The 9,842-nt window shown below is 48.4% G+C and carries 6 protein-coding genes; 2 read left to right on the top strand and 4 right to left on the bottom strand.

Annotated features, from left to right (window positions below; translation table 11 throughout):
- The first annotated feature begins 552 nt into the window (after positions 1 to 552).
- On the top strand, positions 553 to 1,095 hold the full coding sequence (locus JW881_07935) for a hypothetical protein (protein ID MBN1697428.1): 543 nt from the start codon (positions 553 to 555) through the stop codon (positions 1,093 to 1,095).
- Between the two features lie 250 nt (positions 1,096 to 1,345).
- On the top strand, positions 1,346 to 2,257 hold the full coding sequence (locus tag JW881_07930) for a hypothetical protein (GenBank protein ID MBN1697427.1): 912 nt from the start codon (positions 1,346 to 1,348) through the stop codon (positions 2,255 to 2,257).
- A 93-nt stretch (positions 2,258 to 2,350) separates the two neighbouring features.
- Here JW881_07930 and JW881_07925 read toward each other — a convergent pair whose 3' ends face one another.
- The 4 genes from JW881_07925 to JW881_07910 form a co-directional block, all read right to left on the bottom strand.
- On the bottom strand, positions 2,351 to 5,038 hold the full coding sequence (locus JW881_07925; GenBank protein ID MBN1697426.1) for a hypothetical protein: 2,688 nt from the start codon (positions 5,036 to 5,038) through the stop codon (positions 2,351 to 2,353).
- 262 nt (positions 5,039 to 5,300) lie between these two features.
- Entirely contained in the window at positions 5,301 to 7,826 is a 2,526-nt protein-coding gene (locus JW881_07920; protein MBN1697425.1) for a glycogen/starch/alpha-glucan phosphorylase, read from the bottom strand.
- 116 nt (positions 7,827 to 7,942) lie between these two features.
- Positions 7,943 to 8,950 carry a sigma-70 family RNA polymerase sigma factor gene (locus JW881_07915; protein ID MBN1697424.1) on the bottom strand — a complete coding sequence of 336 codons (1,008 nt, stop codon included), beginning with the start codon at positions 8,948 to 8,950 and terminating at the stop codon, positions 7,943 to 7,945.
- An 86-nt stretch (positions 8,951 to 9,036) separates the two neighbouring features.
- Positions 9,037 to 9,831, bottom strand: a complete 795-nt coding sequence (locus JW881_07910; protein MBN1697423.1) for a LysM peptidoglycan-binding domain-containing protein — start codon at positions 9,829 to 9,831, stop codon at positions 9,037 to 9,039.
- Between the last annotated feature and the right edge of the window lie 11 nt (positions 9,832 to 9,842).

Genomic DNA, 9,842 nt, shown 5'->3' with positions numbered 1-9,842 from the left:
CTCCATTCGGTTGCTGAAGTGAAAATGGCTCCGTAAAAAATATATACAACTCACATCTTCGAACCCCGCCGGGCCGTTCGTCCGGCGGGGTTTTTTTGTAAGGGTGTCAGGGGGATGATACCGGGGAGGGAGGATGGGAGAGAAGGAATAATGCGGACGGTTCCATACCGTGACAGTGAAGCTTTTGGTTTCCGAGATGCAAGGGGAAGCACAGAGGCCAAAGAGAGGTGATCAAAATTTTTTACCAATGTATATATTATGTTTCGTGAATTGACAAGGTGTCTCCATTCACAGGGACATGATTAATAACGGTTCAATTATTCAGTTCATGCTAAATAATATAATAAAAGAAATTTCTCACAGAGCCCACGAAGCGCACAGAGTGGATGGTAAAGCCGGGGCGATTTAAAGCGAATTAAAAATTTTTCTCTGTGTGCCTATGTCAATATTAAGATTCTTTTGGGTTTTTATCTCTTTTATAAAAAAAAACAAAGCAGCACGTACTTTTTAAGCGTTATAAAATGTATGACCGAAATAGAAAAGGAGTGTTACATGAAAAAAGCAGCCCCGCATGAATTCCATTTTGTAATGACGGATATAATGAGAGAGAAGCTGACTAATCTGACCTTGTGCGGTTCGAGGGGTTCGTTATCCGGTGTCATTGTCGGGATTGTGTCCATTGTCGATCCTTTGATTATAATGGAACATCAATGGGGAAAACAGCGAATGAGCCGGTATCGGGCGATCTCGGATGATCCCGATGAATGCCGGGAACATGTGCACGTTTATTTTCCTGAAGATGTGTACCGGAAGATAAAGCTGCTGCATGCGGATTTGAATTGTTATAGTATCGCGCAGCTTTTGAGGGGGTTGCTGGAGTTGTTTTTGGCAATGGTGGAGAGATATGGTAATAGAGTCTTTGAAGAATTTGAGAAAATATTTAAGCGATGGAGTGTTGAGGAGAAGAAATTACAACAAACCCCTCGAATGAAATTACGACAATTGTTTATGATAATCCGGCATCTACCGGGTCGAAATCAATTAATCTCTCTCCATACTACCCATTATTCACCATTCTGGATACTTCGGCTTTAAAAACACATCGCCCCCCCTGCTTCCCCCATTTACATCCCCACACATCCGGCGTTCATCCGTAGTTTTTCTCTACAGCCCTCCATGTCGCGTTTACCCGCCGCCCCGTTATGTAGTTGTCGATGGCAGCATATTCGCTTTCATCACGGTTAAATAATAAAATTTTAATTAATCACAACCGGATTTGCATGTATTATAATCAAGGTGGTTTTAGAATTTTTTTGGATGTCTTTAAATTTTAATGGAGGATAAAATGAAAAAGAATGCGATTAAAACGATATTGACCGTCCTGGTTCCTGTGTGTATCCTTATCATGGTCACCATTTTCGCGTGCGTGACCCAATCAGGGAAGGGAAAGGAACCGGTTCAGGATACGAAACGCTCCGTCACGAATGAAAATATGAAAGGTATTGATCTGGATTACGACCCGAACAGGCTCGTTTTCCTGCTTATCGGTCAGTCGAATATGGAAGGGGTCCCGAAACCGGAAGCCGTGGATATGGAAGAAAATCCGCGGATCTTTGTCCTCGCCTATCAGAACTCACCGCGGCAGAAACGCCTGTACGATCAGTGGTATATCGCAACCCCGCCCCTGCACAGTTCTTCACTCGGTGTCGGAATCGGAGATTATTTTGCGAAAACACTTATCAAAGGGCTTTCGGAGAAATATTCGATCGCTCTTGTCCCCTGCGGAATCTCCGGGGTGGATATCGATTTTTTTCGAAAGGGCGTGGTTTCCAAACGACGGAAGGAATTCAGGATTCCGCCGGATAATCACTGGGACGGCGCCTATGAATGGGTGATCGAGCGCGCGCGGCTCGCGCAGAAGGCAGGGCGGATCGCCGGCATCGTCTTCCACCAGGGGGAATCGGACGCGGGACAATCGGTCTGGCTGGACAAGGTGGATGAAATGGTGACGAACCTGCGGAACGATCTCGAAACCGGCGACATTCCTTTCGTTGCGGGCGAACTCTATTACAAAGGTCCGTGCGCGGGCCATAACCGGATCATCCAGCGGGTGCCCGACCGGATAAGCAATTCGAGGGTTGTTTCGGCGGAAGGGCTCAACGGGGTGGACCAGTTTCATTTCGATCTCGAAGGCCAGCGTGAAATCGGAAAGCGCTACGGGGAGGCGATGCTGGAACTCCTCGACCTCGGCAAATAACGGCCATTCTGCGCGCGGAAAGGCCGCCCGATAAAAAAGCCGCCCGCTTGAGCGGGCGGCTTTACACTTCGGCTTTTACTTATACCGATCAGGTCAATCCAGTTCTCCGACAGACGGCAGAAGCGGGGGAATGAACCAGATGCGCCTGCAGTTTTCGATTTCGGATAACAACTCGATACCGGTATTCAATTGGCTTTCCAACAGGAAATTCTCGAGACAGACCGTATCGTCTTCATTCGTGAAGCCGTCGCCGTTTACGTCGGCAAGTACCTGTTCGACGGTTAAGGGTGGATACGAGACGGCGCCTGGGGTCTCAAGGAGTGTCTGCAGCGCGGCAAGATCGTCTTCGTTTATTATCATGTTATTGTCGAGATCGCCCACTATGTATTTTCCGGCTTTGTTCCCGTTCATGTCGCACGCGATCGAGTTTTCCAGAATCGCGATATCGTGGACGGAAAGATACCCGTCATTGTTGGCGTCGGCCCGCAGCAGTTGCATGGCGGTGAAATCCGAACCGGGCGCTTCATCGATATAATCCCGGATCGCTTCTATGTCAAAAGCGGTGAGGATACCGTCAGGATTGTCCGGCGGGTAGACGTCGCCGTCGCCGATATGCCCGCCGAGGGTGTCAAGTTCGGTCAATGATACGTATTTCAAAAGGAAATTGGCACATTGAGGTGATATAGAAGCATGGTCGTTGTTATCGGGTTCCCATCTGATGTCGTAGAAAGCGGTTTTGTTAAGGATGTTGGGGATTTCTGAGAGGTTACCGTTGACATTCCAGGGGGTTCCATCCATGTGCCTGATATCGAGTGCGCTTACCGTGGGCATGTAGGTGACGCCGGGGAAGGTGTATGCGGCATAAGCAAATATACCTGCACATCCGTCGACATCATTGATCGCGTCGGCAAACATTTTTATAAAGGGCGTGGTCGATCCGGGACAGCTGTCAATGGGAATCAGGTCATCGAGATGAGTTTTATCATAATGGACGGTCTTGTGTAAAAATAAGTCGGTAATCAAAAGAGGTGGAAACAGAATTTCAGGAACATTGGCAGCGTCGGTCACAATCAGCGGCAGTGATTCTCCCAGAGAATAACCCAAATAAACCAAATCGCCGATAACGGTTCCGAAAAGTAATGTATGCTCCCCCATGGTCAAGCCGTCGATATGCTGTGATCTTCCGTATCCGCTTCCATTGGCCATCGCGACGCTTCTGCAATCCCGCGGATATACGCTTGATCCGTCTTCCTCTGTGCGAAGGGCTTCGAGATCGTTCAAAAACCAATCGCGATATGCATGCGGATACGAGGGATACTCCGCTTTGTAGTTATCGTCGATCAATCCCTTGACATGGTTTATCAGCATCGATTTAGGGGCGTATGCGTGCATTGTTGCCCGGAAATCGGCAAGGTCTTCGTGTGGAATACAGTTGTTTATTTCTTCAATGGCAAGCTGAAGGCATAGCGGAAGATTGGCGCCCTGCTGCGGTGCATCGAAGGAGACGAAGAGTTCCGTATCATGGCCGACGATACCGCCGGTTCCGACTGTCTGCTGTTCATCGATGTACGCTTCTGATTCCATTACTTTCAGCGCGTAGCGGCAGACGAGTCCGCCCATACTTCCGCCGATGACAATGTTTTTATGGATTCCCCGGGAGTCCGGGACCTTTTCCGCATTGATTTTTTCAATGACATCGATGACGCATTCGGCACTGAATTGAAGGGACTTGAGAGAATCCGTGTAATTGAGAAAGATGATGTCGTATCCCTGTTCAAGGCAGGTCCGCCAGAGGCCGTAACGTCCCAGCAGCTTGTAGAGGTAAAACCTCCATGACAGGTTGTTCTCGAAATCGATTCCTTCGGAAAATAATATGGGTTTGGTTATGGCCGTTTTTTTTGTTCCCGTCTCACTCGATCCGAAAAAGACGAATGCGGAATAATCGCAGGGGCTGGATGTCAGGGGATCGTCCTCTGTCATTATATCGGCATACCATGTCTCGTCCGGAATATATGAGGCGAGTAAGCTTTCATCGCAGTTAAAACCAACATATTCCAGCCAGCTTTTCCATAAATACCACTGTTCCAGTTCGCTGTCCGCCGGATACTTTTTCAACTCCCCGTCGTCGTCGATCTGATAGCAGTTGTCGAGCTGCCGTTCGTTTCCTTCGTCGCCGATAATCCCGCCTGCAATCAAACCGGGGATGGTGTCCTCGACGATGATGTCATACCAGGTATATATCGGGGAGCCGGGCACATCGGTATAGACCACCTTCAAGGTGAAGACGGTCCCGCCTGTTTCGGTGGTTTGCGGTTCGAAATCCGGTTCGGACAGCGGAGATGCCCATTCCATATGGCTGATTGCGCCGCCGCTGTTGAACACCTGGACCGGATTTGCCGGATTCTGCAGCAGGGCGGATGCTTCGGTGATTTTTTTATAGGCGGCGCCCGGATATTTTCCGTATATCTTGACGGTTCCGGCATTGAGCGATACGCGAAGCCCTATGTTCCCGTAGAGGACGATACGGCCCGAGGAATCGACGGTTTTTTTCAGGACCTTGTCGAACCAGACATATCCTCCGACCGTGACATTATCGGGTGCTTTAAGGGGATCGGTGACGATCGAAAGCGTCGAGCCGTTAAAGGCGATCTTTTTTTGCTCGGCGGAAAGATAAGGAACGAGGACGAGCAACAGAAGAAACATAAGACAGACGCGTGTGATTTTTCTCCTCGGGCGTATTCGGTGACTGAAAAACCGGGGATTTTTTGAATCGGTTTTCATTATTGATACCTCCATTGTAAATAAATTTATGTAAAATACTGTTATTTATAATATGCATGAGGCGGACCTGTTTTTATATCCCCGATAATCGTCATTTATTATCGCCGATACAGGTGATGCCGGTCCGGCCCTGTTTCGGACCGGATACGTTATCGTTCGATGTTGCCGTTATGAATGATATCAAAACGGCGGGAAGTTTTTGATGGAAGGGTGCAACACCATTGTAAAAAGAAGGCGCTGTGGGAAGCGGTGGGCTGACGTATCAGTCTTGCTCACCCGTATGTGAGGGTATGGTAATCGGGATGGGTTTTACCTTCCAGATATCCTCCGTGTATTCCCTGATCGTCCTGTCCGTTGAAAATCTCCCCATGTTTCCCACATTGCGGACGGCCATTTGTATCCATCGTTTACGGTCCCTGTAGGCGGCGCTGACTTTTTTCTGGCATTCGACGTAATCCGGATAATCGGCAAGCAGCATGTATCGGTCGCCGTTGTCGAGCAGGGATTCGATAATGGGACGGAACAGGTAAACCTTTGTTTTTGAAAAATACCCGGAATTGATCATATCGATCGCCTTTTTCAATTCCGCGTTCGCGTGATAGCAATCCCAGGGATTATAACCTTCAGCCCGGCGTTTTTCCACTTCTTCCGATGTCATACCGAAAATGAACATATTTTCGCGCCCGACAGCCTCGCTGATTTCAACATTGGCGCCGTCGAGGGTACCGATGGTAAGCGCTCCGTTCAAGGCGAACTTCATGTTTCCTGTTCCCGACGCTTCGGTGCCCGCTGTCGAAATCTGTTCCGAAAGGTCGGCCGCGGGAATGATTTTTTGCGCGAGGGTCACCGAATAATTTTCAAGGAACACGATTTTGAGTTTGTCGCCGATACGGGGATCGTTGTTCACCGCTTCGGCTATCGCGTTTATGAGTTTGATAATGAGTTTCGCCATGTAATAGCCCGGGGCCGCCTTTCCCGCGAAGATCATCGTTCTGGGGACCACATCTGCGTCGCCGTGCTCGATCAGCCAGTTGGCGAAGGTGATGATGTGCAGGGCATTAAGCAGCTGGCGTTTATATTCGTGAATGCGCTTGATGTGGACGTCGAAAAGGGAATCGGGGTTGACCACGATCCCATTGTGACGTTCAATGTAAGCGGCAAGTTCTTCCTTGTTCCGTTTTTTGACCGCCTGAAAGACTTTCCTGAAGGCGGGATCGTCTGAGTACGGGAGGATTTTTTTAAGGTCATAGAGATCGGTTATCCAGCGGTCGCCGATTTTTTCAGTGATGAGCCCTGAAAGCCCCGGATTGCAGAGTCTGAGCCACCGGCGCTGAGTGATACCGTTGGTCTTGTTGTTGAACCGTTCGGGCCATTCTTCGTAAAAATCTCTGAAGATCTGCTTTTTGAGAATATCGGTGTGGAGTTCGGCGACGCCATTGACGGAATGGCTCCCCATGATCGAAAGATTCGCCATACGAACCCTTTTTTCCTGTCCTTCTTCGATTATGGACATCCGGCGCATCTTTTCGAGATTGTTCGGATTTTTTTTGCTGATCTGCTGCAACAAACGGTAGTTGATTTCATAGATGATCTGCAGGTGGCGGGGAAGCAGCTGTTCGAGGAGAAAGACAGGCCATTTTTCAAGGGCTTCGGGCAGAATCGTATGGTTGGTATAGGCAAAGGTGGCGACCGTGATTTCCCACGCACGACCCCACTCGATGTCCTCGATATCGATCAAGATGCGCATGAGTTCGGCGATTGCGAGGGCGGGGTGGGTGTCATTGAGTTGGATCGCGACCTTGTCCGGGAAATTGCCGAAATCCTTTGTGTTTGTTTTTTTATACCGTCTGATAATGTCCTGAAGCGTCGCCGAGACAAAGAAGTATTCCTGTTTGAGCCGGAGCATTTTCCCCAGATTGACATTGTCGTTGGGATAGAGGACTTTGGAGATGGTTTCGGACTGCACCTTTTCCGAAACCGCCTTTTCATAATCCCCGTGATTGAAATATTCGAAATGAAAGTCGCGGGTCGCCTTTGCGGACCAGAGCCGCATGTTGTTCACCGTGTTGTTGCGGTAACCGGGTACGGGAATGTCGTTCGCGATTGCCATGATTTGCTGTGTATCGATCCATTCGGTTTTCAGGTTGTTGTCCTTGTCGTAATATTGATTGATGCGGCCGTAAAAATGAACCGGATAGAGGTATTCGGGCCGCTCGATCTCCCAGATATTCCCGTAACGCAGCCAGTGGTCAGGTTTTTCAATCTGGTAACCGTCCTTTATCTGCTGGGAAAAGATCCCGAACTCATACCGGATGCCGTACCCGTAGGCGGGAAGCTCGAGGGTCGCCATGGAATCCATGAAGCAGGCGGCAAGCCTCCCGAGTCCTCCGTTTCCCAATCCCGCATCGGATTCCATGTGACGGAGTTCTTCAAGGTCGTACCCGAGTTCTTTCATGGCTTTTTGCACGACATCGTAAAGACCGAGGTTGATGAGGCTGTTTCCCAATGTCCTGCCGATGAGGTATTCCATGGACAGGTAGTAGATACGTTTTACGTCCTTGCGGTAGTAGGTCTGTTGAGTTTCGATCCAGCGTTCGATAAGCCTGTCCCTGACGGTCAGGGCGATCGCTTTGTAACAATCGAGTTGTGTCGCGGAATACTCGTCCTTGGCCAGTGAATACTCGAGGTGGTTGACAAACGAACGCTGTATCGAGGCAATGTCGGTCCCCTGAAACTCGTTAGTCGAAGGTGACAACTTTACCTTTGTTTTTCCTTTTTTTACGGGCATGTGCATATCCTTTCTGTGGTCATTCAATCGGGATATACTATAACATCATAAGAGGACAGCTTTCATAAGTCAAGCATGAAAATAAGGGGGAACGGAGAAGTGGAGGGCCTTCCGTATTAGATAATATCTTTCAGATCTTCGATCCGTTTGAAATGGCGAAGCTTGGCAATCGCTTTTTCCTGTATCTGGCGCACGCGTTCACGTGTTATTCCCAGCATTCTGCCGGTTTCTTCGAGGGTAAAGGGTCCTTCGCCTTCGAGCCCGAACCGAAGTTTTATGATCTTCATTTCACGTTCCGTAAGGTGTTTGAGTACCCTGTCCAGGGTGTCCTGAAGCGCCATATTGAAGACCTTTTCAAACGGCGCGTCGGAGGTGATATCTTCGATCAGGTCCGAAAGTTTCGTGATATGTTCTTCGTCGACCGATGTGTCGAGTGACGCGGTTTCCTGCGAAAGCTGCATGATTTCCTTTATTTTCGTGATGGGAAGATTCATGTATTCGGCGAGTTCTCCCGCACTCGGGTCCCTGCCTAGTTCCTGTGTCAAATGTTTTGCGACAAAATAGCATTTTTTGATCGTATTGAGCATATGGATGGGAATTCGTATGACGCGGCCTTTGTCGGCGAGCGATTTGATGATCGCCTGCCGAATCCACCACGTGCCGTACGTCGAAAAACGGCACCCCTTTTTATAGTCGAATCGTTCGACCGCTTCGATAAGGCCGATATTGCCTTCATCGATGAGGTCGAGAAACGATAGGCCCCTGTGCTGGTACTTCTTTGCTATTGAAACTACAAGCCTGAGATTGGAATTAATCATCCTGTTTTTCAGGTCGATCAGGCTTTTTTCCATAATTATGCGGTTTTTCGCGAGCTGTGATTCTTCCAGTTGATTGCTGCCTTTTCTGGCTTTTAATTCCTTCAACTTTTCCCGTGTTTTGTCGATCTGTTTACCGATCTGTTTTTCCTGCTGTTCGGTGAGAAGAGGGTATTGTGAGATTTGCTTGAGATAAAGAACAAGCGGATCGCTTTCCCTGTAACTGTTCTGTCCGTCTTCGACAAACTTAAGTGAATGGGATGGTTTATAATCATTGTTGAAGGAAGGTGAATGTCTAATATCCTTCATATTCAATAATATAGCCCCACTTCCATTTTAACATAGTACTTTTACTCAAAAAAGTCAAGGTAAATGACTTGGAAATGCCAAAAAAATCAATTCCTCGGCGCTTTTGACGGATCTATCGGCCACCGGTTTTTGTACACACAGAAAAAAACACGGGCCATTCCGTCATGGGAGTTTCTTCCCAGGATGCCGAGCGGGGTGGAAGGATGCACCGAATCACCGACTTCCACAAGTATTTTTTCGTTACCCGCATAGACATAAACATAATCCCTGCCCGTTTTTATAAAAACGATACTGCCGTATCCCCGGTAAAGGCCCGCCCAGACCACCGTCCCCGTCGATACCGAAACAATGGTGTCTCCGGGTTCGCCGTAAATCGCCACCCCGGTCAATTTTCCCTGCAACGCCTCCCTTTTCCCCGAATGGGGCCAGAGGAGACTGTCGTCGCGTTCGTCGTCATGCCCGTGTCCGTTTTCAATCGTTGAGGAGACAGGAATAATGATTTTACTTCCGATCGCAAGGGGTGTATCGATCGAAAGGTGGTTGTATTCGAGAATGAGATTGATGGAAACATCGTAATGCCGTGAAATACTATAGAGGGTATCGCCTTTCTTTATCGTATGAACGTGCGGAATTTTGATTTCCGTCCCTTCCTTTATTTTTGTCGGATCGCCTATATTGTTGTATTTCATGAGGAGATCGACAGGGACATCGTATTTTTTCGCGATTTTGTAAAGCGTTTCACCCTTTTGAATGGTGATACTCGCCGATGTTGATGCCGGGAGTATCACGGATGGAATCAGAATTAATACGAGGATGAATATATATCGATAATATCGCGCCGATTGAGTTTTTCCTTTATAATAAATACATGGAAATCTCATATGCCTATCTC

The sequence above is a fragment of the Spirochaetales bacterium genome (genome assembly GCA_016930085.1).
Classification (GTDB): domain Bacteria; phylum Spirochaetota; class Spirochaetia; order SZUA-6; family JAFGRV01; genus JAFGHO01.
This window is presented reverse-complemented; position numbering and strand designations above follow the sequence as displayed.